General features: G+C 46.4%; 28 protein-coding genes. 10 read left to right on the top strand and 18 right to left on the bottom strand.

What is annotated here, in order from left to right; genetic code table 11:
* Positions 1-46 precede the first annotated feature (46 nt).
* On the top strand, positions 47-1366 hold the full coding sequence (locus tag AS006_RS03850) for an ATP-binding protein (RefSeq protein ID WP_199167355.1): 1320 nt from the start codon (positions 47-49) through the stop codon (positions 1364-1366).
* 7 nt (positions 1367-1373) lie between these two features.
* Here AS006_RS03850 and AS006_RS09580 read toward each other — a convergent pair whose 3' ends face one another.
* From AS006_RS09580 to AS006_RS03840, 3 genes are all read right to left on the bottom strand, one after another.
* Positions 1374-1553: a hypothetical protein gene (locus AS006_RS09580; RefSeq protein WP_233185656.1), complete on the bottom strand. Its 180-nt coding sequence runs from the start codon at positions 1551-1553 to the stop codon at positions 1374-1376.
* Between the two features lie 109 nt (positions 1554-1662).
* On the bottom strand, positions 1663-1896 hold the full coding sequence (locus AS006_RS09570) for a DUF234 domain-containing protein (protein WP_233185624.1): 234 nt from the start codon (positions 1894-1896) through the stop codon (positions 1663-1665).
* Between the two features lie 494 nt (positions 1897-2390).
* Entirely contained in the window at positions 2391-3401 is a 1011-nt protein-coding gene (locus AS006_RS03840; RefSeq protein ID WP_101513040.1) for a chromosome partitioning protein ParA, read from the bottom strand.
* An 82-nt stretch (positions 3402-3483) separates the two neighbouring features.
* On the opposite strand from AS006_RS03840, the gene AS006_RS03835 reads away from it, so the two are divergent.
* Both AS006_RS03835 and AS006_RS03830 read left to right on the top strand, forming a co-directional pair.
* Positions 3484-3867: an HD domain-containing protein gene (locus tag AS006_RS03835; RefSeq protein WP_158241070.1), complete on the top strand. Its 384-nt coding sequence runs from the start codon at positions 3484-3486 to the stop codon at positions 3865-3867.
* The gene (locus AS006_RS03830; protein ID WP_101513038.1) at positions 3849-4721 is read left to right on the top strand and encodes an HD-GYP domain-containing protein; all 873 of its coding nucleotides are present in this window, start codon (positions 3849-3851) and stop codon (positions 4719-4721) included. The genes AS006_RS03835 and AS006_RS03830 overlap by 19 nt, the downstream gene beginning before the upstream one ends.
* A 108-nt stretch (positions 4722-4829) precedes the next feature.
* Here the strand turns inward: AS006_RS03830 and AS006_RS03825 are convergent, their stop codons facing one another.
* The 3 genes from AS006_RS03825 to AS006_RS03815 are packed head-to-tail and all read right to left on the bottom strand — an operon-like array spanning position 4830 to position 7549.
* Positions 4830-5930, bottom strand: coding sequence for a glycosyltransferase (locus AS006_RS03825; RefSeq protein ID WP_199167353.1), 1101 nt, complete (start codon positions 5928-5930; stop codon positions 4830-4832).
* 30 nt (positions 5931-5960) lie between these two features.
* Positions 5961-6674, bottom strand: coding sequence for a queuosine precursor transporter (locus AS006_RS03820; RefSeq protein ID WP_101513037.1), 714 nt, complete (start codon positions 6672-6674; stop codon positions 5961-5963).
* The gene (locus tag AS006_RS03815; protein ID WP_101513036.1) at positions 6674-7549 is read right to left on the bottom strand and encodes an MBL fold metallo-hydrolase; all 876 of its coding nucleotides are present in this window, start codon (positions 7547-7549) and stop codon (positions 6674-6676) included. The genes AS006_RS03820 and AS006_RS03815 overlap by 1 nt, the downstream gene beginning before the upstream one ends.
* Before the next feature lie 113 nt (positions 7550-7662).
* On the opposite strand from AS006_RS03815, the gene AS006_RS03810 reads away from it, so the two are divergent.
* Positions 7663-8001 (top strand): DUF1292 domain-containing protein, encoded by a 339-nt coding sequence (locus AS006_RS03810; RefSeq protein ID WP_101513035.1) that lies wholly within the window; start codon positions 7663-7665, stop codon positions 7999-8001.
* 28 nt (positions 8002-8029) lie between these two features.
* Here the strand turns inward: AS006_RS03810 and rpsR are convergent, their stop codons facing one another.
* From rpsR to AS006_RS03790, 4 genes are all read right to left on the bottom strand, one after another.
* Positions 8030-8257, bottom strand: a complete 228-nt coding sequence (gene rpsR, locus AS006_RS03805) for a 30S ribosomal protein S18 (protein WP_101513034.1) — start codon at positions 8255-8257, stop codon at positions 8030-8032.
* 14 nt (positions 8258-8271) lie between these two features.
* Positions 8272-8700 carry a single-stranded DNA-binding protein gene (locus AS006_RS03800; protein ID WP_101513033.1) on the bottom strand — a complete coding sequence of 143 codons (429 nt, stop codon included), beginning with the start codon at positions 8698-8700 and terminating at the stop codon, positions 8272-8274.
* On the bottom strand, positions 8700-9083 hold the full coding sequence (gene rpsF, locus AS006_RS03795) for a 30S ribosomal protein S6 (protein ID WP_101513032.1): 384 nt from the start codon (positions 9081-9083) through the stop codon (positions 8700-8702). Before rpsF ends, AS006_RS03800 begins: the two co-directional genes overlap by 1 nt.
* 76 nt (positions 9084-9159) lie before the next feature.
* Positions 9160-9615: a metal-dependent transcriptional regulator gene (locus AS006_RS03790; RefSeq protein WP_101513031.1), complete on the bottom strand. Its 456-nt coding sequence runs from the start codon at positions 9613-9615 to the stop codon at positions 9160-9162.
* 77 nt (positions 9616-9692) lie between these two features.
* On the opposite strand from AS006_RS03790, the gene AS006_RS03785 reads away from it, so the two are divergent.
* On the top strand, positions 9693-10007 hold the full coding sequence (locus AS006_RS03785) for a hypothetical protein (RefSeq protein ID WP_233185650.1): 315 nt from the start codon (positions 9693-9695) through the stop codon (positions 10005-10007).
* On the opposite strand, the gene AS006_RS03780 is transcribed toward AS006_RS03785, so the two are convergent.
* From AS006_RS03780 to AS006_RS03765, 4 genes are read right to left on the bottom strand one after another with little or no spacing between them, the layout of a single operon-like run.
* Positions 9995-11335, bottom strand: a complete 1341-nt coding sequence (locus AS006_RS03780) for an NAD(P)/FAD-dependent oxidoreductase (RefSeq protein WP_101513030.1) — start codon at positions 11333-11335, stop codon at positions 9995-9997. The two genes, AS006_RS03785 and AS006_RS03780, sit on opposite strands and share 13 nt — an antisense overlap.
* Before the next feature lie 5 nt (positions 11336-11340).
* A complete protein-coding gene (locus AS006_RS03775; protein ID WP_101513029.1) occupies positions 11341-12978 on the bottom strand; it encodes a CehA/McbA family metallohydrolase in 1638 nt (545 codons plus the stop codon).
* A 13-nt stretch (positions 12979-12991) separates the two neighbouring features.
* On the bottom strand, positions 12992-15097 hold the full coding sequence (locus tag AS006_RS09500) for an ABC transporter permease subunit (RefSeq protein WP_199167351.1): 2106 nt from the start codon (positions 15095-15097) through the stop codon (positions 12992-12994).
* Positions 15098-15106: 9 nt separating this feature from the next.
* The gene (locus AS006_RS03765; RefSeq protein WP_101513028.1) at positions 15107-16369 is read right to left on the bottom strand and encodes a carbohydrate ABC transporter permease; all 1263 of its coding nucleotides are present in this window, start codon (positions 16367-16369) and stop codon (positions 15107-15109) included.
* 96 nt (positions 16370-16465) lie between these two features.
* Between AS006_RS03765 and AS006_RS03760 the strand changes: the two genes are divergently transcribed.
* The 5 genes from AS006_RS03760 (at position 16466) to AS006_RS03740 (ending at position 21341) form a co-directional block, all read left to right on the top strand.
* Complete coding sequence (locus AS006_RS03760; protein WP_101513027.1) at positions 16466-17725, top strand: ABC transporter substrate-binding protein; 1260 nt, start codon at positions 16466-16468, stop codon at positions 17723-17725.
* Between the two features lie 124 nt (positions 17726-17849).
* The gene (locus tag AS006_RS03755) at positions 17850-19166 is read left to right on the top strand and encodes an NCS2 family permease (protein WP_101513026.1); all 1317 of its coding nucleotides are present in this window, start codon (positions 17850-17852) and stop codon (positions 19164-19166) included.
* Between the two features lie 38 nt (positions 19167-19204).
* A complete protein-coding gene (locus AS006_RS03750; RefSeq protein ID WP_101513025.1) occupies positions 19205-19945 on the top strand; it encodes a basic amino acid ABC transporter substrate-binding protein in 741 nt (246 codons plus the stop codon).
* Between the two features lie 14 nt (positions 19946-19959).
* Positions 19960-20610 carry an amino acid ABC transporter permease gene (locus AS006_RS03745; RefSeq protein ID WP_101513024.1) on the top strand — a complete coding sequence of 217 codons (651 nt, stop codon included), beginning with the start codon at positions 19960-19962 and terminating at the stop codon, positions 20608-20610.
* Positions 20607-21341 carry an amino acid ABC transporter ATP-binding protein gene (locus tag AS006_RS03740; protein WP_101513023.1) on the top strand — a complete coding sequence of 245 codons (735 nt, stop codon included), beginning with the start codon at positions 20607-20609 and terminating at the stop codon, positions 21339-21341. Before AS006_RS03745 ends, AS006_RS03740 begins: the two co-directional genes overlap by 4 nt.
* Here the strand turns inward: AS006_RS03740 and AS006_RS03735 are convergent.
* From AS006_RS03735 to AS006_RS03720, 4 genes are read right to left on the bottom strand one after another with little or no spacing between them, the layout of a single operon-like run.
* Positions 21286-22959, bottom strand: a complete 1674-nt coding sequence (locus AS006_RS03735) for a penicillin-binding transpeptidase domain-containing protein (protein ID WP_101513022.1) — start codon at positions 22957-22959, stop codon at positions 21286-21288. The genes AS006_RS03740 and AS006_RS03735 overlap by 56 nt on opposite strands.
* Positions 22956-23294, bottom strand: a complete 339-nt coding sequence (locus AS006_RS03730) for a hypothetical protein (RefSeq protein ID WP_101513021.1) — start codon at positions 23292-23294, stop codon at positions 22956-22958. The genes AS006_RS03735 and AS006_RS03730 overlap by 4 nt, the downstream gene beginning before the upstream one ends.
* Entirely contained in the window at positions 23291-23914 is a 624-nt protein-coding gene (locus tag AS006_RS03725; protein WP_101513325.1) for a hypothetical protein, read from the bottom strand. The genes AS006_RS03730 and AS006_RS03725 overlap by 4 nt, the downstream gene beginning before the upstream one ends.
* On the bottom strand, positions 23914-24924 hold the full coding sequence (locus AS006_RS03720) for a rod shape-determining protein (protein WP_101513020.1): 1011 nt from the start codon (positions 24922-24924) through the stop codon (positions 23914-23916). Before AS006_RS03720 ends, AS006_RS03725 begins: the two co-directional genes overlap by 1 nt.
* Positions 24925-24952 lie beyond the last annotated feature (28 nt).

Here is a 24952-nt window from a genome sequence, read left to right as displayed (position 1 = left end):
CTGGTAGGTCAATATGTTACAATAAACGAGAAAGGGGATGTTTAAATTGACACGTGAAGAAATACTGACGGTCCTTCTAAGATGGAATCCGTGGGGAAGAATAAGAAGGGATAGGACAATTCCAAGAGAATGCATTGAAAAGGTGAAACCCTTTAAAGATTTTCGCGGCGTTGTTGTCATAAAAGGGCCACGCAGGGCTGGGAAATCAACCCTACTGTATCAGCTCATGGAGGAGTTTTCAAAAGAGACCGATCCAAAAAGCCTCCTGTATGTGAATTTTGAAGACTATGCCTTTTCTTCAGAAAGACTCACACCTGAAACGCTTGAAACCATTCTTGGTGTTTATAGGGAGGAAGTGTATCAGGGAGAAAGTTCCTTGCTGTTTCTAGACGAAGTTCAAAATGTCGAAGACTGGCACAGATGGGTTCGAACAGTTATAGACACCGGTGTGGTGAAGACCATTTTTGTGACGGGATTGTCTTCAAAACTTCTTTCCGGGGAACTTGCATCGCTGCTATCTGGAAGACATGTTGATTTTGAACTGTTTCCTTTTTCCTTCAAAGAGTATGTAATTGCAAAAGGTTACAGTTTTTCAGACAAGCTCGATTTAATCTCCAGAAAGAACGTTTATCTTTTCCTCTTGAAGGATTATCTTACATACGGTGGATTTCCCGAAGTGGTTATGAGCGCAAATGAAGAAGAGGTTTTCAACAAAATTCTATCTCAATACGCAGAAGATATTGTTTTTAAAGATGTTGCAGCAAGATACGGTCTGGAAAATTTAAAACTCCTGAAAGCGTTGACGAAATTCATCGCCCAAAATGTGGGTAACAGGTTTTCAATCAGAAAAATGCAGAGGTACTTCGAAGATATCTTCGATAAAAAATCGTCCACAAGTACGATATCCACCTACATTTCCTACCTGGAATCAGTCTATTTCTGCTTCGAAGTTCCAAAGTTCGAACATTCGTTCAAAAGAACCATAAAAAGTCCTGTGAAGTACTACCTGATAGATACAGGATTGAGAAATGTGATATACCCCTCTTTCAGCCCCGATCGTGGAAGACTTCTGGAAAATGCGGTTTACCTGAAACTGAGAAGTATGTACGAGGAAATATACTACTGGGAAGAAAAAAACGAAGTCGACTTTGTGTGTAGAAAAGGAAATGATCTGATGCTCTACAATGTTTCGTACGTTTCAAGGGAATCTGAGATAAAAGAAAGAGAACTGAGAGGTCTTGTGGAGTTTCCATATCCTGCGCCCGAAAGATATCTCATAACCTGGGATCTGTACACCGAACTCTCCCTGGATGGTGTGAAAATAAAAGTTCTGCCTGCCTATCTCTTTTTGCTCGACGCGGTTTGAAGTTTTTTCAATATCCTTCAAAAAGGAGTACGTTTTTTTCTTTTGCTTTGCGAACAAAATTTTTTGTAAAGCCGTTGAGAGAAAAGAAGATGTACAGCGGTCTTTCAATTACGTACAATTTTCTGGATTTTTCAACCAGTTTGTAGTAAAGGTCAACATCGCGGTCTGCGAGCCTGTGTATTTGCATTCTCCAAGAAGAACCACTCTGTTTTCCATGTCAACTCCAACGATGTCTATTTCATCTTTACAACTTTTTCTCCGCGGATATCTTCATAAACAAAACTCACGTGTCTTTCTTAGAAGGTCTTCTTTACCATATCGATGACAAAATCTGTCTGACCTATCTCTATGTAACTCCTGTAAGGATAGACGTATTTGAACCAGAAGTCCAGAAAGTAATCCTTTATTCTGTACAATCCGCTTTTACTCTTCTCTGGGGAACGTTCCGCTACTGGAACTTCCCTTTCCAGAAGATCTATGTCCACCAGCCTGCTCAGATAATAACTGAGTTTGTGTTGTGCCACTTCCATGATGGTGGCTCTTTCTGAGTTTTCTGTTTCCCATGGAAAAGGAACTGATGTTAAAGAAATTGCGTTCAGTGGTCTCGTAGATGTCTTTTTCTACAGAAAGAAACTCCATGTATTTGGGTACTCCTCCGACCAGTGAGCAGAGTTCCACAGGATTCAGTGCTGATTCACTGTAAACCTTTTTGAAATCTTCAAAACTGATGGGTTTCATCTTGATCTGACCGGTGCGCCTTCCATAAAGTGGGCTCGAGTAAGAAAGTACTTCTTTCTCCATAAGACTCAAAGAAGAACCGCGGAGAATGAGAAAGCGTTTACCAGGAAATACACACTGTTTTTGTCTCTCATGAATTCCCTGATGAGTCTGGTTTTTCCTATTCTTTTTCAACCATAAATCACAATGAAGGAGGATCCTTCTGTTTTGTATAATCCTTGGCACAACTCATGTGATTGCAACACTAATTCTTTTCTTTATTGTTTTTGTCTTCAAGTGTTCTAATTCATTCTTCTCCCACAACTGTGCTGATATCTTCTATTACTTTCTGACCTTCAAGGCTGATGGCTTCAAGGCTGGAGAAATCCTCTTTCAGAACCCTGAGGATGTCGTTGAGGGATTTGAGTATTGATAGTACCTTCTTCAATTTTTCCCGAAGTTTTTCAGATTCTGCCTGTGCTTTTTCAACTTCCTTGGTTAGAATTTCTGAAAGGATCTTCAGCTGTTTATCTTTTTCCTTCAGAGTCTCTTGAAGGGCGGTCAAAGAACTCTCATAGGTCTCTAGCAGGGTTTTCAGTTGATCCATCCGTTCCAGTTGGGCTTCAGCCTGGAAGAGCTGCTCATCTTTTCTTTGAATTTCTTCCTCCAGAGCAGTTATGGAGGCTTCTGCGAGCTCCAGGCGTTTTTTCAGTTCCTCGTTTTCTCTGAAAATCTCCGTTATCGTAGCCGGTGCACTTGCAAGTGAAGCAAGAATGGTGATCTCTTCGTTTTTCGTATCGAGCAGGTCGTTGAGTTTACTGATCTGATCTTTCAAGTTTGAAATATGTTGATCCTTGAGTAGAATGTACTGTTCAAGTTTTGCTATTTTTCGATCTTTCTCTTCTAGCAGTCCTCCTAGGAAAGACACAGTCGCAGTGAGGGTTGTGATCTGATCTTTCAGGTTAGATTCACGCTTTTGAAGGTCTTCTATGGTCTGTTCTTTGTTTGAAAGTTGGTCTTTAAGATCTTCAATCTGGTCTGTGAGTTCAGATTTCTGGCGTTCCAGGTCACTTATTCTCTGTCTCAGACTTCTAACATAGCTTTCGTTTCGCTGAATCACAGACCTCAACTGTTCAAACTCACTTCTCGGGATATCCACATAGTTATCGTGTCCTACCCACGTGTGAAGTTCTGAGTCGAGCATGTAGTGGATTTCATAGTACCTATTCGCTGAAAAATCCAGAACGGAAAATGTTCCCCTTGCAAAAAGTATCAAAGAGATCAGTGAAAAAAGCATGCCGGACACTTTCACCTTCATGTTGATCCCCCCTGAACTCGATATCATCATTATATAATTTTATAGTTGTCCTGGAAACTTCTCTACAGTGAGGTGAAAAATGTTGAATTTGACGGTTCAGGTTCCTCTCGAATCTTTCGTGAAAATATTCAATCAATTTGGAATCCTCGTGTACAGAAATTTTGTCAAGCACTCTATCCAGGTTGCAAAAATTACGAGGGAGATGGTAAAAAAACTCTCACTTCCAGTGGATCTGGATTTTGCCTATCTCTCCGGGCTGGTTCACGACACCGGGCTTGTTCTTGTTGCATCGACGAAGAACCACAAAAGGTTCAGAGACCTGTTCAGAGGAGTTGCGGACCTGGAAAAACTCGTACTTGTCTTCGATGAAAAAAACAGACACGCTCGAGTTTCTTATACACTCGTTTCCTCTGCGGATTTTCTACCCCCAGAATGTAGTATCATCATATGCCATACCACGAACTGAAAGAACTCGATGAAGCAACCGCTTTACTTACAAACTGCATAAACGCCGCTGACAGGATTTCCCAGATCCACCTGAAACACCACACCGAGGAGTTGAGTGTGGACTTTCTGAAGGAAGCAACCGAGAGAATAGAGAAAGATCCGGAGATAACTTCACCGGTGAAGCATGTGGCACTGGAAATTCTCTATGATCACTGCATTGTATACCTTCTGGATGAAAATCCTAGGTTTCACTCTTCAAGGCTTTTGTCTCTCAGTGGGTTTGAACCTCTCGCTAAGATCCTGGTTTTTCTGCTTGATGTGAGAAGTATCTACACAAGACAGCATTCCCTCATAGTTGCCGAGGTTTCCAAAATCCTTGCTGAAGAGATGCTGAGTGAAGAAGATGCCAGGCTCGTTTACATTGCTGCTCTGCTTCACGACGTGGGAAAGATCAGTGTGCCACTTGAGATACTTCACAAACCCGGCAAATTGAACGAGGTTGAGATGTTCATCATGAGAAATTATGTGGTGGATACTTATAGAATTCTGGAGGAAGCGGGCCTTGACTATATAACAAAGATAGCGGCAGCGCATCATGAAAGATGCGATGGATCGGGATACCCTCTTGGACTAACCTCACAGCATCTCACCGTGCACCAGAAGATACTTCAGGTGGCGGATGTGTTCTCAGCACTCATCGAAAACAGACCGTACAGAAAGGCGCTCTCTGCTTCTGAAGCACTGAAGATCCTGGAAAAAGAAGCCTCTCAGGGAAAACTGGATCGAAAAGTCGTTGAGACACTGAAGATCCTTGTAGAAAAGAAAGACATTGTTTCTCGGTTGAAAGAACTGGACTTTTCGCTCCCTCTGTGATTTTCTCCTTTTCAGGTTCTCCTCAGTCAAGATGGGCAAGAACGATCACGATTTCTCCGGTTATTTCACCGTGTGTTCTTGATGGATCCTATGTGGAACGTCGCTTCTTCATGAAACTACCTCGATTATTTTCTTCAGAAATTCTTCTTCTTTCCTCTCGTCCCAGATGAATAGATCCTGATGTTTTTTGATGTTTTCCAGTAGTTCCTCATATCTTTGACAAGCGCTTTCTATTTTCCTCAAGCTGTCTTCTGTATTTGAAGGATCGATGACAACTCCTATTTTCAACTCTTTAACTATCTTCGCCATCGATACGAAAGATTCCTTAACAACAACAGGAGTACCAGCGGCTATAGAATCATAGAATTTGTGTGGCAAAGCGTACAGATAGTTTTTGTAATCCTTCCCGATCGTACTGTAAGACACAAGTGAGAACATTCCTCTTGAGATTTCTTCCATCATTCTCTCATATGGTAGAAAAGATGTGTATGTGTGAGATACGTCAGAGAAAACTTTTGAATCCATTCCTATTATTCTGAAAGAAAATCCTCTCTCAATCAGCGCTTTTATGAGCCTTTTTTCATGGGTAAAACCTCTTGGGGTTTTTCCCACCATGACGATTTCCCTTCTTTTTCTGCCTGGATCAGGTTCTATCTTCAACGAGGCATAATTTGGGACAATGAAGGTTTTCTCTGGATTCAGTCCAGCCTTTGCCACAACATCATTTCGAGTCTCTTCAGAAACGAAGATACAAAGATCAGCCAATTTGAGTTGTTTTCTAAATATCCTCCACATTACAAACTCTTTCAGATCGTACAAAGGACTGGGAAGAGTATTGAGAAAATTCTGTGGATGGTACTCGTGAACATCGTAGACAATCTTCTTTCCACGTTTCTTAGCGATAAGAAAAGGCTTCAAAGGACTTGTAGCAGGAAAATGATGCATATAAATAATATCGTAGTCTTCGGTTTTTATAAGACGACATATTTCTTCATCGAAGGATTTTCTTTCAACTGCTTTCTGTAGAACACTTCCTTTATTCAAACATCTTACAGAAACGTATTTGATGTTATTCTCCTTGAAAGAAGTTTCTTCTTCTTCCGTTCTGTACTGGTAAATGACTTCATATTTCTTGGACAATGCCTGCACCGTTCTGAAGACCCTTTTGTCATCCCGAGAATGCATGTATCCAATGACAAGAACTTTCACAACAATCACTCCCAAAAAAAGAGATCATCTTTAATTTTTCGTGGTCATAGCTTCTTCATAAAAACCTGTTATCCACCTCACGCCCTTCACCACGACCCAGGTGTCCAGATAATCGAAGAGCCACTCAAAGAGTGTGGTCCAGATAAGAAAAACGGTGATCGTTCTCAGGGAGAAGTACCCGGTAAGGGCACCGTAGAAGAAGATCACGTTGTCTACAAGTTGAGCAAGTTTCGTCGCTGCGTTGTCACGAAGCCACAGGTGTTTTCCAAAAATACCCCTCGTCTTCTTCAGAAAATCCTGAAAGCGCGCTTTGAAAACACCTGATACAACGAAGGCAATCCAGCTGAAGATCGTAGTCCTCCACACCGGTAGAAAGAGCGCTTTCATGTGTTCGTGAACCCAGTCCTCGTTCGACGGAACGTATCCGAGAGCAAGGATCATTCCCACAAGGAACACAACCTGTGCGAAGAAGCCAACGGCAACCAGTTTCTGCGCCTCCCTGTATCCGTAGACCTCTGTCACGATGGCAACAAGTGTGATGAAGAATGGTCCAAGAAAAACTCCAGCGTACATTTGAACACCAGGGAGCAGATCGTACGCCTTCAGCACAGCCACGTTCATGTAGAGAACCAGTATTGCCCCAAGGGCGTATATTCCCTTCAATCCAAAGAAACGAACGGTGATGAAAACAAGCAAAACTCCAAGAAAGTACTCAAGGGAAAGAAACAGCCAGTTCACAACCATCATACTCTCCTCCACAAAAGTGTGTTTTCTTTGAATTCTCTCTCTATCTCTCCTCTATCCAGAAGAAAACTCAGATAAGCTTGGACGGTTGATCTGTACAGTACGTACTGAGTGAGATTTTCAATGGTGATACTGAATCTGTCGAAGAGTTTTTTCATCAGCTCCTCCAGGGTAAAGGGAGTTTTCAGGATCTCGAGAATCTCGTTTATGACGTTTTCCACGACGTTTCTGTTTTTCCTTGCAAGATCAACGATATTCTGTGTCACCTCTCCATGGGAAGGCACGTAGTAGTCGTAGTTCGTCTTTTCTAGAAAATCGAGGGTTTCAAGGAAGTCTGTTACGTTGTAGACGACAAAGATTCTGTGTTTTTCGATCGCCTCTTCAGAAAAGACCGAATCGGCACAAAAAAGAACGTTCTCCACTGCAACTCCGATCTGGTTTGGAGAGTGGCCGGGAAGAAAAACGATCTCAAGTTTCACTCCATCGAGGGTGAGAGTACCTTCTTTCAACGTTTCGTCGACTTTTGAAGGTTTTGCCATGAGAAACTTGTTTCTGAGTTCTTCTGGAGGAAAGGCACCGTAGAGGTAAAATGGCTCAAGTATAGTGTTTTCTATGATCTCTTTTTCCAGTTCTGGAGCAAACACACGGGTGGAAAAGCGCTTTTTCAGGAACGTGTTTCCACCACAGTGATCGGCATGCGAGTGGGTGTTTATGAGAAAAAGAGGAGGCTTTTCCAGAAGACGTGAAACCTTTCTTGGAACGCTTTCGTCTATACCACTGTCTATGAGAACACTGGACTTTTCCGCACGCACAACTCCTATGTTCACAGGGTTTGGAACGTAGGCAACCTTTTCTGTGAGATGTTTTATCTCCATGGCCTAACCTCCTGAAGGTCCGATCTCTAGAAGATTATACCAGAGACTTGATTTTCTTTCTCACAAATGGTAGTATTTCTCAGAGCACAGTTTCTTTCAAGGAGGTTTTTACTATGAGTATGCACGAGCATGAACATGAACACGAACATGAACATCAGACGGAGGTCTTCAGCCTGTTCGACCAGGATGGGAACGAGGTGTTCTTCCACAAACTGGGAGAAGTTGAAGACGAAGGGAATCTCTTTTGGGTCTGCGAAGAGGTTTTTCTGAACGACGCAAGGGACATGATAGAAGACCTCGGTGAAGTTTACATCTTCAAAGCAGACGAGACTCCCGAAGGCATCATGCTGGAAGGAGTAGAATACGAAACGGCGAAAAAGGTCTTCGAGAAGTGGCAGCAAAGTATCCCCGATATCGAAGAGATGTTTTTTGAAGAAGAGGATGAGGAATGAAAAAAGGGCGCCGAGGCGCCCTTTTGTTTTATATCTTCAGGTAAGGAAGTAGTCCCATCTGTCTTGCCCTCTTGATGGCCACCTTCACCATTCTCTGATGCTTGGCGCACGTTCCGGTGAGTCTTTTTGGGATGATCTTTGCCTTGTCTGTGAGGAACTCACTGAGGAGCTTTGTGTCTTTATAGTCAACGTAATCCAATTTCATTTCACAGAGTCTGCACTTTTTGACCTTCTTTCTCCTTCTTCTGTAAGCCACAGCACACACCTCCCTCAAAATGGTGGTTCGTCTTCACTGAAGGTATCATCGGTGAAATCTTCCTCTGGAATCTCCAGTTTTTCTTCCATGTCCTCGCTGGGCATCTCGACAGGCTTTCTGTCCATGAACCTCACGACGTTCGCAACCACTTCTGGAGAGACCCTCTTTTCTCCGGTCTGAGTTTCCCATCTTCTCATTCTCATTTCGCCTTCAACGAGGATGAGCCTTCCCTTGGTGAGGTACGTTCTTGCGAACTCCGCAAGCCTTCCAAAGGTCACCACCCTGAAAAAGTCCGTTGTCTGGGTGTCGTCGGGTGCGTTCTTTCTCGGGGTTCTGTCCACCGCTATCGTGAAGGTGGTGACGGGTGTTCCACTCAGGGTGTATCTTTCTTCAGGGTCTCTTACGAGTCTTCCAATGAGGATGATCCTGTTGAAAAAAGACATCAGGCTTCGGTTCCTCCTTTACCCTCGGAGGTCTCAGATGCTACCTTTTCCCTCTGAGCCTTCCTCTCTTTCTTTTCCAGGTCGAACCTTCTGAAGGTCTGCCATCTGATGATCTCAGGAATTACTCTGTAGAAGTTCTCCAACTCTTGAAGGTTCTGTCCGTCACACCTGAAGTAGATCACCGTGTAGTCTCCTTCGCTGAACTTTTTGATCTCGTAGGCGAACTTCCTCATGCCCATTCTTTCGACCTTGTCGATCTTTCCCTTGACTCTCTCTTCGATGATTCCCTTGACTCTTTCGACGAGTTTTTCTCTCTCTTCTTCTGGTACGTTTGGAGCGATGATGAACATGCTTTCGTAGATCCTCTCCTTCACGTAAGCCACAAAAACTCACCTCCCTCGGACATCTGGCCCCACCTCCGGTTCGGTGGAGCGGGATTTCACTCTCACGATTATACCATCACCTTTTGAGTCTGCAAAGGGTTGGAAACTCTCCTGTTTCCAGATATTCTTTGAAGCCCTTTATACAGATGGGCGTTATGTGAGGACAGTGTGTGAGGAAGTTCATGAAATCGACGACCCTGTCTGCTATCTTCTCTTCGAGGTTGAAGAAGATCTCCCAGGCACCCTTTTCTGCCTCTTCCTCGTTGAGGAACAGGATCTTCTTCAGAAACTCCTTCAGGTTGTTGAAACGCTCCAGTTCTTTCTGGGCAAGTTCTGTACCCTTTTTTGTGAGGGAAATGGGGCCCCTTCTCACGTAGTTTATCAGTTTTTTCGATGCGAGTTCTTCGAGGATCTGCTTTGCCGATGGCATTTTCACTTTGAGAAAATCCGAAACTTTCTTCAGTCTTGTGCTTCCCTCATCCAGCGTCAAGAGGACCGCAAGAAGATATCGCTTCTCGGTTGGTGATAACATATTTCTACCTCCCTTTAAGTTAATTCTAACACAGATGTTGGGATGGTAGAATATCGTTGAACGCAGACGAAGGGGTGATGAGTTTGAAGTTCTTCGGAATGGTTCTGATACTCCTTGGAGTACTCATTCTTCTTTCTGTCTTCAACGTCTTCGATGTTTCCTTTGGAAAGTTTCTAGGTTTTGTCTTTGCGGCGCTCTTTGGTTACGCGGGAGTGAACGCCCTCGTGAGGAAGGGTTTTCCTAACGGGCTTGTTTCTTGTGCAATAGCCCTCGTTCTTGTACTTCATATCTTCGGCGTGCACAGGTTCACCTTCTGGGAAGGGTTCGTTGTTTTCTTCTCTGTTCTTCTCATAGAGTGGGGGTTCTTTGCTATCCTCTCTCACAGGGTCTGAATCTTCATCCCCATCGCTCTCATGTAGCCCATCGATGTGGCGTACTGGATGGACCTTGTCCAGCCTGAACAGTCTCCGATGACGTGAAGGTTTTCCACCACGTCGTTAAGAAACTTGTTGGTGTAGAATTTCACCTCGACCGCGTAGAGCAGGTTGTCGAAGTAGGCAGCCCCCGGTATCACCCTGTCGAGGTTTTCAACGAAGTCCACAAGAGACTCTCTTATCTTCGAAGGGAACACGAGGTTTGCATCTCCGAGGATGTAACTTTCTGGGTCCAAGGTGGGACGGACCCTTCCGAGTCTTTTGGTTCTTCTGAACTCTTTGAAATCACCGTAGGTTTGAAGGATCACTTTTTCTCTGTCTCCTGCGAGGATGTTCGCGAGTTTTGCAAGATTCACTCCGTAACCCGTGGGATCTTTGAACGGCTCCGTAAAGCGCGTGGTGACCAGGATGGCAAAGTTCGTGTTCTCCGTCTTGTGAAGACTGTCCGAGTATCCGTTCACCGTGGTGAAGTCCTCGTACTTTTCCAGTGTCACCTTCCCGGCTGGATTCTGACAGAAGATCCTACAGATGTAACCCGTTTTTGTTCTGTAGCGGATCTTCACCTCGTACATGTCGGAGAAAGGATCCATCACGTGGTTTGGAAGTTCGTATCTGATTCCGATGTCGACGAACTGGTTCGGTTTTACAAGCTGTGGGTACTTCTCCTTGAGACGTTCCATGAGTCTGTGCCCACTTCTTCCAACGGCGATCACGAGTTCGTCGAACTCGAAGTCTCCCTTTTCGGTGTGCACCCTGTGGGGTGGTCCGAAATCCACGTCTTCTGCGGTGACTCCGAAGAGAAATTCGACGTTTTCGAACGAAGAAAAGTGCCTGTATATGTTCTCGTTCGTCTCTTTGAGGATGTCCGTTCCCAGATGGAAAAAGTACGACTTCACCGGCTCAAAACCGTGGTGGTAGAAGAGTTTGTAGACCTTCTCGCTCGAAAAGGACTCTCCAAATTCGATCTTTTTTCCGTCTCTTTCGAAGGATCTCAGATAGTTCACAAGGCCCTCTCTTCTGTCAACGGTTGGTCTGTAGCCAGAAAACTTCAGGTAAAACTCCACCGTCTTTGCCTGGATTTCGAGGGGGATGTAGATCTCGCCTCCCATGCCGTGGGAGATGAAGATCTTTCCGTCCATCCTCACGCCGGAGATGGTGTTGTGGGCGTAATCTTTTCCCCTCTCAAGGATGGTGATCCTGTAGTTGTTTATCTTTCCACTCTCTATGAGGCCGTGGATGAAACCGATCGCACTCGCACCAAAGCCGATGATTCCGAGTCTCTTCAACCGAATCACTCCCCAAGCAACTTCTTCAACTCCTCGATCGTGACAACTTCACCTTTTATCTGTTCCAGATAGATCTTTCTGTACTCTTCGTCACCACCCGGCACGATGTATATTTTACCTCTGAAGTTTTTGATGGCCTCCAGCTCTTTTTGAGAGAGTTTCTTTGCAAAACTCAGCCCACCCACCTTTGGTGTCGATATGATGAGTATGTCAACACCGGAAAGGTCTTTCAGCATCACCTTTGGATACTTCACAAGATAGCCTTTCTTTTCCAGCTCTTCCGCAAGGACTTTTAGCTTTTCCAGGTGGTCGTTTTCGTGGAGGGTGTCTATCATGATCACACCTTTGAGTTTTTCTCTGACAAAGAAACTCACAGACTGAACGATCTTTCCATCAACGAGGAAGGAAACCCAGTGGTATCCTTTCTTCAGCGCTTCTGTGGGAACGACGAACCTTTTAACCTGATACGGGGAGAAATTCTGTGAAACCTCCCTGAGCGCTTCACCGTCCAGAAGGATTGAAAGCGTCACCCTCTTTTCCTCATCTGTTACGTTGTAGATCTCGAAGTAGATCTTTGCGGTCTCACCATCGTGGATCTCCTCTGGAGACACTCTCACGCTGTTCACGTAAACAGAAGATGGTATCTGAAACCAGATCGGTGAGGTGACGATCTCGTCACCGTCCATCTGTTTCATGTAGACGAAGTACCATTCGTAACCGTCAGAAGGTGTGACTGAAAGTGTCAGGTTCAGTCTTTCTGTGCTTGGTCTGAGCTCTAGGACGGTTCCGCTCTGAGAGATGACGGCAAGATATAGGAGTTTTTCTGTGTCCTGATACTCGATGGTCAGGGTCTTTGGTGAAAAGTCGTCCACGAAAACAACGTCTCCCATGAGGTGCTGGCCACTTTTTAGAAGGGCTCGAACGTTTCTGTCTTCACTTCCGAAGGTGTGTCTCTTCCAGAGGGCATCCATGATGGAATCGTACGTCAACTCATCTGCTACTATTCCTGTTCTTGCCTCGTTCGCGCTTCCCCAGTTCGGTTTGTGGTTGTCCTGTCCAACGGTGGCTCCAAGATGCCATCCCCTGTTGAGGGCGAGGATGTAGTTTCCGTACATCTCGGGATTTATCACATCCCCCGAAGACCAGTTCCCGTTTCCCACCTCGATCAGGTTCACGTATTTGTCTGCTTCCGGAAAGTACCTGAACGAGTCGAAAGTACCGAAGGTGCTTATGGGATGGTTGAACTGGGCAAGTTTTTTGTGTTCAACGAGCCACCTGTAGAAACCTTCAAGGGAACTTTCATGGTTTCTGTCGATCCACTCGAGGGACTCGTACACGTTTATGTGGCCAATTCCCGATGTCCACTCGAATCCCTGAAGGGCAACGAACTTTCCATCTTCTGTGTATCTTTCTGCAGCGAGTTTCGTCAGGTACGGTTTGGTCTTTCCGTCTATCTTTTGAGCAAAATAGTAGGCATGGTCCGTCACCGCAAGAACGTCCAGGTATTTTCTGGCATACTCGTAAGCCTGGTCAGGCGTTCCAGAGCCGTCAGAGAAAGACGTGTGAGAATGCAGGTTTCCGTAATACACCCCTCCGAAGACGACACAAGAGAGAACAAGAAGGAAAACCGTGAGTTTCTTCATTCTATCTCCTCCTTCATTTCAATCCGGTTCTTGCGATTCCCTGTATGAAGTACTTCTGTGTGAAGATGAACAGGATCACCACAGGAAGAATGGAGAACGTTGCTGCCGCCATGAGGAGGTTGTACTGTGTTCCCACATCGGAACTGAACGCCTGAAGCCCCACGGGAAGTGTTCTGTAGTTTTCGCTGTTTGTCACGATCAGAACCCACAAAAAAGCGTTCCAGCTTCCAACGAACTTCAAAAGCGCCGATGTGATCACGGCGGGTCTGCTCAGCGGCACAACTATCTGCCAGAGAAACCTCCAGTGAGAACAGCCATCTATCTTCGCAGCATCGAAAAGTTCCTTTGGAATGGTCAGAAAGTGCTGTCTTAAGAGAAATATGGCGAAAACACTGACGATCCAAGGAACGATCAGAGCGTAGTAGGTGTCGATCCAACCAAGTTTTGATATAGTGATGAAGTTGGGAACAAGAAGGACTTCCCCTGGGATCATCATCGTGGCAAGAAAGAGTCCGAAGATGAAATCCCTTCCTGGAAAGACCATCCAGGAAAAGGCATATGCGGCAAGGGAAGCGGTGATCACTTCAAGGATGGTCGTTGAAGAGGCAACGAAGAAGGTGTTGAAGTAGTACCTCGGAAAAGGAGCAGCGTTCCAGGCATCCACGTAGTTCTGAAAGATGTTCGCCAAAACTTCACGGAAGGAAAACCTGAGTTTCACAGAGTTCACGGACTCGTCGCTCAAAAATATTGCGGGAACACTATCAAGAAGAATCTCTACGACTTCGCCGTTTTTCACCCGAACTTCTTTCACGAAATCTGGAGCTTCCACGATCTTCCAGGAACTCATCGCATCCTCGTAGGCTTTTCTGAGAAGGGCAACATCTTTGAGATATTGTGCAACCGCGTTGAGCAAATCTTCGCTCAGGTTGAGCTGAGAGAGCTTTGATTTCAAGATCTTGTAGGTGCTGCTTTCGGAGAGTCTGGTGTTCATTTCTTCAAGCATCTGAGAGAAACTCTCCGCTTCAATGCCGCTTTCTTGGGCGAGCGTGATGAGAGAAGAAACAACGGGTTTCACTGAAGCGATAGTGAGAAGATCCACGTTGTATTTTTTTGAGATTTCCTGTTCCTTCAAAGCCACGTACTCTTCCACTGGATTTTTCGATTCTTCAAGGAGTTTTTCGACGAGTTCCTTGTCGGAGAAGTTTTCTATCTTCTTCAAAAAGAGCTCTTTTCTTTCTTTTTCACTCATCGCCCTTGCAACGATGTTTTTTTCGACCGTGAGGTTCTGTGCGTTCTGGAAGAACTCACTGACTTCAAGGTAGTAGGAGATGTTCTCTTTTATCTCTTCAATGGGAAAGGCTACCCTCTTTTCGTACACGGAAACGAGGGGGTTGCTTCCAGAATACTCGAGGCTTACACCTTTCAGTAATGCATGGAGATCTCTTATTTCGTCGTCGGAGAGAACGAGTGTGCTTCCTGCTTTCATCTTCTCTACGTTCTCTCGGAGTGTGGAGAGTTCTTTCTTTTTGGTTTCAAGAAATAGATGGAACCTTTCTCTTTCTGCGTCGTCTTTTATTCTCAGTTCTGTGAACCTTTCAAGTTGAGAGATCGTTCTCAGCGAACTCTCTATCGCAGCCGAAATCTCGTTTATCAAAGTTGCCCTCTGAAAGTAAGGACTTGCACCACTTTTGTAGTGAATGAAGAACTGCTCGAAGAACTCCTCCGGTGTGTTCCATGAGAACTCAACAGGAGATTTCGAGGCAATCTCTCTAACCTTCTCGTCGTTCACCTTCGTTGTGTATCTTGCTCCCTTCAGAGGGATCGTCACCGTTCCTCTGTAGAACGGATCGTCGTTCACGACGATGGCAAGGAGGTTTTCCTCCCCCATTCTCAACGAGTAGGCTTCCCTCAGACTGACTCCCCTGGGCACCCTCTGAACACCCGGTTTCATAATCACCTTCACATTGCGGGAGAATGAGAAGTTCTTGGTGTAGAACTTCGGAGGCCACTGCTGGACCTCAGAGGGTGCCTTAAAGGAAGTGAGCACCATCCAGACAAATGGTCCAAGCATCACCACGGCTCCAAATATGAGAAGAAGATAAACGATCAGTTTCTTCACACTACCACCTCACGATACGTACTCGACCGCTCTTCTTCCAACCCTGTACTGTATGAAGGTGAAGATGAGGATGATGGCAAAAAGGATGTACGCCGCCGCTGAAGCGATTCCCATCCTCTGTTGTCTGTAGAACAGATCGAACACGTAGTACACGAGGGTCATTCCACTGTTGTTGTACGGCCCTGGAAGTCCATCGTAGAGTATGTAAATCTCTGCAAAGACCTTGAAGGCACCTATTAGGGAGACGATGAGCAGAAAGAACGTCGTCGGAGACAGAAGGGGCCAGGTGATGTAGAAGAACTTCTGAAGGGAATTTGCACCGTCGACCTCTGCCGCTTCGTAGTAGGACCTGTCAATGTTTTGAAGACCTGCAAGAAATATCACCGCATCGTACCCAACGGTTTTCCAAACAGACACTATAGCGATCGTGGGAATCGTCCACCTTTCATCCTTCAGCCAGGAGATGGGATCTATGTTGAACAGTGAAAGGATGTAGTTCAGAAGACCGAACTCGTCGTTGAATATCCACTTCCAGACGAGAGATATGGCAACAACGGAGGTGACGAAAGGAATGAAGTAGGCCGTTCTGAAGAAGACCCTGAACCTGACGTTGCTGTTCAGAAGAAGGGCTATCACAAGAGACAGAAAGATCTGAGAGGGAACACTGAGTATCACGTAGTAGAGGGTGTTCGTGAGGGCTTTGAGAAAGAGATTTTTGTCCTTTGCGTCTAGTAGGAAGTTCACCATCCCGGGAAGAGATGAACGAAGTTCCACAAAAGTGAAGACCACAAGAAACAGAATGAACCAAAGCCAGGTGTTTTTCATCTCCACTTTCTTGAAATCGTACACGAGCCACGACCAGGAGATGGCCGCTGCAAAAAAGGAAAGGATGGGATTTTTCAGGCTGAAGAGATTCAAAGCAATGTATAGTAGCACAATCATGGCGTTAGGAAGAACACCGGAGAGTGATCTCTTCCTCAGCAGATGAACCACAAGGAGCACAACAGCACCGGCAACAGCAAGATGAAAGAAGCTGTTCAGAACGGTGAAAATGAAAGAGTACTTTGGAGGATAGTCGAATCGAAAGATCTCGATGTAGTTGTCGAGCCCTGTGAAGTAGGGATTCTTCATGTTTCTGAAGTCCCACTTGAAGAAACTCAGAACGAAGGAAAAACCAACTGGCCAGAAGACGAACATACCAAGGACCGCAAGCGAGGGAAGCAGAAAAAGATACGCAAGAACCGTCTCTTTGAGTTTTTTCGATGCCTTCATCTTCAGCCCTCACTTCCTTGTGTTTTCTTCACATTCAAATTATAACCTATGCGGTATAATTCAGTGTGGTGAAATTCCAAAAAGGGAGGGATTTTTGTGAAGAAGGTTCTTGTTCTTTTGATGGTAGCTTTGAGTGTTCTGGCCCTTTCGAAGGTGAAGGTCACGTTCTGGCACGCCATGGGTGGTGGGCACGGAAAGACCCTTCAGGAGATAGTGAACACCTTCAACGAACTCCATCCCGATATCGAGGTGGAAGCGGTCTACGTTGGAAACTATGGAGCTCTTTCCCAGAAACTCCTCGCCGCCGCACAGGCAGGAGAGCTTCCCACCATCGCACAGGCGTACTCTAACTGGACGGCAAAACTCATACAGAGTGGAGTCGTGCAGCCTCTGAACGAGTTCGTGAACGATCCAAAGATAGGCCTCACGAAAGAAGAGTGGGAAGACATCTTCAAACCTTTGAGAGATAACTGTATGTGGGGAGACACCATATACGCTGTTCCGTTCAACAAGAGCCTCTACATACTCTACTACAACGCAGATGCCTTCGCAATGTACGGTGTCGATGTTCCCAAAACGATCGATGAGCTTTACGAGGCAGCACGTATCATGACAGAAGATCTGGACGGAGACGGAAAGATCGACCAGTATGGATATGGATTCAGAACGACCGTTGACTTCTTCCAGATTCTTCTCACACTGCGCGGTGGATCCATCCTGAAAAAGGTCGATGGAAAGTGGGTATCCAACATCGACAGCCAGGAAACAAGAGACGTTCTTTCCTTCGTAAAGAAAATGGTCGACGATGGGATCGCGTACTTCCAGGGAGGATATCTCGACGGGATTTTTGGTCAGGGAAAGATCATGATGTACATAAGCACGATAGCAGGAAGACCCTACGTTGAGCAGTCCACGAAGGGTAAGTTCACCTGGAGCTGGGCACCCGTTCCCACCTGGGTGACGAACAAGGTGCCGTTTGCAGGAACGGACATCATCATGTTCAACACGGCAAGTGAAGAGGAAAAAAGAGCAGCCTGGGAGTTCATGAAGTACCTCATCTCCCCTGAGGTGACCGCCTACTGGGCGATAAACACGGGTTACATCCCTGTGAGAAGAAGTGCTCTTGAGACCTCCATCTGGAAGGAGGCAGCAAAGTCCGATCCTCTGCTTGAAATACCCCTTTCTCAGATAGACAACGCTGTGTTCGATCCACAGATCGGCGTCTGGTACGAGATCAGAACGGTGGTTGGCAACATGTTTTCCGACTTCATAAACGGAAAAGTCGATATGGAAACAGCGATAAAGACGGCTGATCAAAAGATAAAAGAGTACCTCAAGGAAGAGTACGGTGAGTGAGCGGGAGGGTGTTCCTCCCGCTTTTCTTTTGTTTAAAGTGCTCTTAAAGAAAACATGAGAGAATCAAAACAAAGCTCGGGATCTTTCGATCCCCTTTAAATTTTTTATACCGGAGGTGAGGTGTGTGTTTCATCTCAAAGAGAACGGAACGAACGTGAAGACAGAGATCTTTGCCGGTATTGCGACCTTCCTCACCATGGCTTACATCGTCTTCGTGAACCCCTCCATCCTCGTTCAGGCGGTTGGAGTGGATGCGGGAAGTCCCCTGTATCAACAGTTCTTCGGAGCCTTCATGGTCGCGACGATCCTGGGGTCTGCCACAGCGACACTCGTGATGGCTTTCTTTGCCAACTACCCCTTCGCACTCGCCCCCGGTATGGGACTGAACGCGTACTTCACCTACACTGTGTGCCTTGGGATGGGAATCGACTGGAGGGTGGCACTCGCAGCAGTCTTCATAGAAGGGCTCATCTTCATAGGTCTGACTCTCGTTGGGTTTAGAAAGTTCGTGGCCGGTATCATCCCTGAATCCATAAAGATCGCAATCTCGGCTGGGATCGGATTCTTCATCGCGTTCATAGGACTTAGAAGCGCGGAAATCGTCGTGTCAAATCCCGCTACTTCCGTTTCTCTAGGAGATCTTACAAATCCCGGGGTTCTAGTGACGGTTGTCGGGCTTCTTGTGATCGTAGCGCTCTACCACAGAAAGGTCCCGGGTGCTGTGATGATCGGAATTCTTGTGGCGACTCTTGTTGGTGCCATTCCAGGGATAGGTGTCACAAAGTACCAGGGAATAGTTGGACCTATCCCAAACATCTCCCCGACGTTCATGAAACTCGATTTTTCTGGATTTTTGAGCCTTGATTTCTGGATCGTCGTTCTCACCTTCTTCTTCGTTGACTTCTTCGACACGCTCGGCACCATCACAGGACTTGCGCAGAGTGCCGGTTTCATGAAGAATGGAGAACTTCCAAGGGCAAACAGGGCGTTTCTTTCAGACGCCATAGGAACTTCCGTGGGAGCACTCTTTGGAACTTCCACGGTGACCACCTACATAGAGAGCGGTGCAGGGATCGCAGAGGGTGGAAGAACGGGGCTCACCGCTCTCGTTGTGGCACTCTGTATGCTTGCCATGCTCTTCTTTGCTCCGCTTGCTCAGACAGTTCCCGGATATGCCACCGCCCCCGCATTGATCTTCGTTGGGGCCCTCATGATAGGAAACCTCGGAAAGGTTAGATGGGACGATATAACAGAGGCAATCCCCGCGTTCATCACAGTCATAACGATGCCTCTCACGTACTCCATAGCAAACGGTATTGCTCTTGGTATCATCTCTTACGCTCTGGTGAAGCTCTTTTCTGGAAAAACCAAAGAAGTGCATTGGTTCACATGGATCCTGGCGCTTGCCTTCGCACTGTGGCTTCTCTTCATAAAGCATTGATATGCAAAAAAGTGGTATAATGAATCAGGGGTGATAGAATGAAGAAACTGGTTGTCATAGGATTTCTCGTCGTCTCACTGGTGATCTTCGCAGGTGCGATTGGCGAGATCAAAAGCAGAGGTTACCTTCTTGTTGGACTCTCTGCGGACTTTCCACCCTTTGAGTTCGTCGATGAAAACGGAAACATCGTGGGATTCGATGTAGATCTTGCAAAAGAGATAGCAAGAAAGCTAGGTGTGGAACTCAGAATCGTCGACATGACTTTCGATGGGCTCATTCCGAGTCTTCTGACGAAAAAGATCGATGTGATCATCTCTGGTATGACGATCACAGAAGAGAGAAAGAAAGTGGTGGCTTTCTCCGACCCGTACTTCGATGCGGGGCAGGTCATCGTGGTGAGAAAAGACAGCAACTTTCAACCAAAGACCTACGAGGATCTTGTGGGAAAGACCGTGGCGGTTCAGATAGGAACCACGGGAGATATAGAGGTTTCGAAATACGATGGGATCAACGTCGTCAGGTTCGACAAGTTCACCGATGCCTTCCTGGAACTGAAGAGAGGAAGAGCGGACGCTGTGGTGCTGGACTCTGCGACCGCGAAGGCTTTCGTTGCGAAAAATCCTGACCTTTTCATTTCGAGCGATGTTCTCTCCAGCGAGCAGTACGGCATCGCCGTGAGGAAAGAGGATACGGATCTACTCGAGTTCATCAACGGTGTTTTGAGGGAGCTGAAAAAGAGCCCCTACGACGTGCTCATAGAAAAATGGTTCTCAGAGTGATGGAGGAATGAAGAATGCCAGAATGGTTGAAAGTGATCGTAGACAATCTGCCTCTTCTTCTGAAGGGTGCCCTGCGCACCCTTCAGCTTACTTCTCTTTCGGTTTCGATGGGACTTGCCATAGGGATCTTCGTCGGTATGGGAAGGCTTTCGAAGTACCGGATCATAAGGTACCCATCCTCCGTTTACGTGGAGTTCATCAGAGGAACTCCGTTGATGGTTCAGCTCTTTTTGGTGTACTTCGGGCTTCCCGAACTTGGTCTTGAGTTCGACAGGTTCACGGCTGCTGTCGTTGCCCTCGGGATAAACAGCGGAGCGTACGTTGCAGAAATTGTCAGAGCGGGGATACAGTCCGTTCCAAAGGGACAGTACGAGGCGGCAAGATCCCTTGGGATGTCACACTTTCAGGCTATGGTCCATGTGATTCTTCCACAGGCGTTCAGGCACATTCTTCCAGCACTCGGAAACGAGTTCATCGCCCTCGCAAAGGACAGTTCCCTTGCGATGGTGATAGGAACAGTCGAGCTCATGAGGAGTGCCCAGTACATCGTCAGCAGAACCTTCATGAGTTTTCCCATATACGGTGGGGTGGCACTGATTTATTTCGCCATTACTTTTTCTGTTTCCAGACTGGTGAAGTTCGTGGAAGGCAGGTTGAAAATATGAGAGACGTCGTATTGAAGATCGAGGGACTCCACAAGTTCTTTGGAAAACTTCACGTGCTCAAAGGTATCGACCTCGAAGTGAAAAAGGCTGAAGTGATATCGATAATAGGTCCGAGTGGAAGTGGAAAGAGCACCCTCCTTCGCTGTATAAACCTGCTTGAGGAGTACCAGGAGGGAAGGATCTATTTCAGAGGAGAACTCATAACCCACAGAAACATAAACCGGATAAGAAGTTCTATTGGAATGGTCTTTCAACAGTTCAACCTCTTTCCACACCTTTCCGTTCTGGACAACCTCATACTGGCACCGGTGAAAGTGAAGAACATGTCGAAGGAAGAAGCCATTGAGAAAGCAAGAAAACTGCTTGAGAGGGTTGACCTCATCGACAAGATAAACGAAAGGCCGGGGAACCTCTCCGGTGGTCAGCAGCAGAGGGTGGCGATAGCAAGGGCCCTCATGATGGACCCCGAGCTCATGCTCTTCGACGAGCCCACCTCCGCCCTCGATCCAGAGCTCGTTAAAGAAGTTCTCGACGTCATAAAGGATCTTGCACAAACAGGCATAACCATGCTGATCGTAACACACGAGATGAGGTTCGCACGGGACGTTTCCGACAGAGTGATATTCATGGACGAAGGAAAGATCGTTGAAAGCGGTACACCCGAGAAGATCTTCTCTAATCCGGAGAACGAGAGGACGAGGGAGTTTCTTGGGCACTTTCTTTCAGTTTGAAGTACTCAGAAAGGACCTCTTTTGCAATCTGAGAAGCTGCACCAGAACCGTAGCCTCCGTGTTCTACCATCACAACGATCGCAACTTCAGGATTCTCGGCAGGAGAAAAACCTATAAACCACGAGTGTGGTTCACCGTTTGAGGTTTCTGCCGTTCCCGTTTTTCCAGCCACTCTGTAAGGAAAATCTCTGAAAACGTGGTACGCGGTTCCGGGATCTTCTTTTTCATTTCCCCGAAAGGATGTCACATCGACCATGGCATCTTTGAGGAAGGACCAAACTTTTTCGTCGATCTGAACCTGTGTTTCGATCTCCGGTTTCACCACTTTTGATCCGATCTTTTTAACCACGTGCGGCTTGTAGAACACACCTTTATTTGCCACAAGTGAGACGAGTCTCAAAAGCTCTATGGGAGTAATTTCGAGGTATCCCTGACCGATGGACATCAAGATGGTATCACCGGGATACCAGGGCTCTCCGATCTTTGTAATCTTCCACTCGGGCGATGGAAGAAGGCCTTCTTTTTCTCCGGGAAGGTCTATTCCTGTCTTTTCGAAAATTCCAAACTTTCTTGCAATTTCTGTCATCTTTTCAACACCGAGTTTCAATCCAAGCTGGTAGAAGTAGATGTTACAGGAAACCCTGATCGCCTTTGCAAGATCCGTTGGCCCGTGTCCTTCTTTTTTCCAGTCTCTGTATTTTGCAACGACTTCTCCTTTACTGTTTCTGTACTCGAACACACCGTGGCAGTTGATCTTCTCATTTGGATCGATGCCGCTCAAAAGAGCAGCCAAAGTCCAGAGTATTTTGATGGCAGAGCCGGGGTTGTAAGTGGAAGAGATCATCCTGTTGATGAGAGGAGAAGGTGATTCCCTCAGAAGTCTTTCCCACTCTCTTTTTGTGAACCCTTCATAGAAATCCTGGGGGTTGTACTCGGGGAAAGAAGCCAGGGCAAGGATTTCTCCCGTCTTCACACTGGAGAGAATCACAGCGCCTGGCTTTCCAACTTCTTCCATGGATTTTTCCGCAACTTTCTGTATTCTGGAGTCGATGGTGAGCGTTATGTCCTCTCCCGGTTTTGGAGGGCTTTTCATAACCTCCGAGGTGACTTTCCCGGAAGACTCTACGAACACCATCTTTACTCCCTCGACTCCCGTCAGAAACTCATCGTAAACACGTTCAACACCGTACATGCCTTCTCTATCCACGTTCACGTACCCCACAACGTGAGGAGCAATAGGAACGTATCTTCTCCTGTAATCCAGACTGATACGTGCTCCTTTTTTTGAGAGGACGTCCGCTCGGGCTTTGTCGAGAACGATCTTTTCACCCCTGATAAGACGAAGAACCTCTTCTGAAGTGAGAAGGCCAGTTTTTTTCAGTTCGTCGATGTTGTTCAACCACGGATCGAGAATGTACACCTCTTCATCTCTGGCAAGGACCTTCCCATCACTGGTGAGAATCTTCCCTCTTGGAGCAAGCAACTTCACGATCCTTGTTTGAAGAAGTTCCAGGTACCTTTTGTGTTCCTCGTGTTCGAGGATCTGAATCTGAAAGGCCTTGATGATGATCAAAACGAACGAAAGCGCCATGAAAAGCAGAATCAATCTGTTCTTCACCGCCGCCTCACCCACAGAAGTAGGAATACCCCAAAAAGGGCAGACAAAGCAAAAGAAACAAAACCAGAAGGAACGCATCCTATAACGATCAAAACAGAAGCAGGCAGGATCATCGAGGAAAAGTGACTTCTCAGCACGTCAAGAATCAAAAACGCAAAGAGGATGATTATGTACCAGTAGTTGGGCATGGCAAGAAACCTGATCAGAAGAACAAGAAAAAAAAGAACGGTTTTCCTCCTGTAGAGAGCCAGTCCAAGAAAGGCGGGGAAAAACATCAGAACGTCTTTGAAGACAAAATCCCAAAGAACGCTCAGGACGGCAAAAATGTAAATCATTCTACCACCCCAACCACGGCCACCCTGTCGGGAAGGTCCTTTTCTGCGTTCAAAAGAAAGTACCCTCCATCGTACCCTGCCACGGTTCCAACGAAAAGAAAGTCTTTCAGAGCTAAGTTCCACTTTTCATCTTCCAGAAACACCTTCCATCCCGTCACATCCATATCCTCGAGTATGGAAACTTTCGGAACGTCTCCTCCCTTCAGCACTCCCACAACTGAATTGTTTACGCTTTCTATTCGTACTCTATCAACGAAATTCTCAGAAAATACGGTCTCCACTTTCGAGAGTGGACCTTTTTCCACAACGATTCCAAGAAACCTTCTTTTGAAGGGATCGAGTACAAGAGACCCTTCTTTCACCTCTCCGAGAATGTAGAAGTACCCATTTCCCCTTCCCGTAACGAAAAAAAGACTTCCAACACTTTTTGAACCCACGTAGATGTCTCCGGGATAGATTTTGTTTTTCAGTTTCAGGATGACGTCTTCGATTGACGCCCTCAGTTTCAGGAAGGGAAACGATGCTCTGTAGAAAAAAGGATGAAGTTTGCCAGAGACGTCGAACGTTTCGTTCAGAAAGAAGATGGTTAAAAACAAAAGAAAAACGATCGCTCTTTTCATCATCCAGCACCCTGAAGTTTCTTCAGGATGTTCACCTTCTCAAGAACCATCCCCGCTCCCTTCGCAACGGCCGTGAGGGGCTCTTCTGCTCTGATCACGTTGATGCCTGTTTCTTTCTGAAGAAGCGTGTCCAGACCTCTCAAAAGGGATCCTCCACCGGTGAGAAAGATCCCCCGCTCTATGATGTCAGAGACGAGTTCAGGAGGAGTCTTTTCCAGAGTTGCCCTTACGCTCTCCACGATTGTGACCACAACACTTTTGAGGGCTTCTCTCACCTCTCCACCTTTCAGCGTGAGCTTTCTTGGAAGGCCTGTGGAAAGATCTATCCCTGAAACGGTCGTTTCGAGTTCATCGTTTTCCTTGGATGGGAAAACGTTCCCTATTTCTATCTTCACTCTCTCTGCTGTTCTTTCACCGATCGCCACGCGGTAGGTTTCCCTCACGTACTGCATGATGGCTTCGTCCATCTCGTCTCCCGCTATGCGCACCGACTCCCATGTAACGATACTGCCAAGAGAGATCACCGCGACCTCCGTTGTTCCACCGCCGATGTCCACCACCATGTTTCCAGAAGGCTCTTCAACGTTGAGGTTGGAACCTATCGCTGCTGCCATGGGCTCTTCTATCAGAAAGACCTTGCTCGCTCCGGCCTCGAGTCCTGCATCCAGGATGGCCCTTCTTTCTACATCGGTGATGCCGATGGGAACACCTATCACCACGCGTGGTTTGAGAAGGTTGAATCCGTTCTTTGCTTTGTTTATGAAGTATCTCAACATCACAAGGGCTACGGTGTAATCGGCTATGACACCATCCTTCATGGGTCTTATAGCCTTTATGGTTGCGGGAGTTTTCCCCAGCATATTTTTCGCCTCAAGACCAACTTTCAGTATTTCACCTGTGCTGGAATCTATCGCTATAACGGAGGGCTCGTTCACAACAATGCCCTTTCCCTTAAGGAAAACGAGCGTATTTGCCGTTCCAAGGTCGATTCCTATGTCTTTTCTTAGCACCTTCTTCCCCCTCTCAACAATCTCTTGC

Origin of the sequence: Thermotoga sp. SG1 (assembly GCF_002865985.1) — a bacterium.
Classification (GTDB): Bacteria; Thermotogota; Thermotogae; order Thermotogales; family Thermotogaceae; genus Thermotoga.
This window is presented reverse-complemented; position numbering and strand designations above follow the sequence as displayed.

Coding starts and splice junctions, on each gene's coding strand:
- AS006_RS09580 (WP_233185656.1), bottom strand. CDS start 1,553: ATGCAAATACACAGGCTCGCAGACCGCGATGTTGACCTTTACTACAAA.
- AS006_RS09570 (WP_233185624.1), bottom strand. CDS start 1,896: ATGGAAGTGGCACAACACAAACTCAGTTATTATCTGAGCAGGCTGGTG.
- AS006_RS03840 (WP_101513040.1), bottom strand. CDS start 3,401: ATGAAGGTGAAAGTGTCCGGCATGCTTTTTTCACTGATCTCTTTGATA.
- AS006_RS03830 (WP_101513038.1), top strand. CDS start 3,849: ATGCCATACCACGAACTGAAAGAACTCGATGAAGCAACCGCTTTACTT.
- AS006_RS03820 (WP_101513037.1), bottom strand. CDS start 6,674: ATGGTTGTGAACTGGCTGTTTCTTTCCCTTGAGTACTTTCTTGGAGTT.
- AS006_RS03815 (WP_101513036.1), bottom strand. CDS start 7,549: ATGGAGATAAAACATCTCACAGAAAAGGTTGCCTACGTTCCAAACCCT.
- AS006_RS03810 (WP_101513035.1), top strand. CDS start 7,663: ATGAGTATGCACGAGCATGAACATGAACACGAACATGAACATCAGACG.
- AS006_RS03800 (WP_101513033.1), bottom strand. CDS start 8,700: ATGTCTTTTTTCAACAGGATCATCCTCATTGGAAGACTCGTAAGAGAC.
- AS006_RS03790 (WP_101513031.1), bottom strand. CDS start 9,615: ATGTTATCACCAACCGAGAAGCGATATCTTCTTGCGGTCCTCTTGACG.
- AS006_RS03785 (WP_233185650.1), top strand. CDS start 9,693: ATGAGTTTGAAGTTCTTCGGAATGGTTCTGATACTCCTTGGAGTACTC.
- AS006_RS03775 (WP_101513029.1), bottom strand. CDS start 12,978: ATGAAGAAACTCACGGTTTTCCTTCTTGTTCTCTCTTGTGTCGTCTTC.
- AS006_RS03765 (WP_101513028.1), bottom strand. CDS start 16,369: ATGAAGGCATCGAAAAAACTCAAAGAGACGGTTCTTGCGTATCTTTTT.
- AS006_RS03750 (WP_101513025.1), top strand. CDS start 19,205: ATGAAGAAACTGGTTGTCATAGGATTTCTCGTCGTCTCACTGGTGATC.
- AS006_RS03745 (WP_101513024.1), top strand. CDS start 19,960: ATGCCAGAATGGTTGAAAGTGATCGTAGACAATCTGCCTCTTCTTCTG.
- AS006_RS03740 (WP_101513023.1), top strand. CDS start 20,607: ATGAGAGACGTCGTATTGAAGATCGAGGGACTCCACAAGTTCTTTGGA.
- AS006_RS03730 (WP_101513021.1), bottom strand. CDS start 23,294: ATGATTTACATTTTTGCCGTCCTGAGCGTTCTTTGGGATTTTGTCTTC.
- AS006_RS03725 (WP_101513325.1), bottom strand. CDS start 23,914: ATGAAAAGAGCGATCGTTTTTCTTTTGTTTTTAACCATCTTCTTTCTG.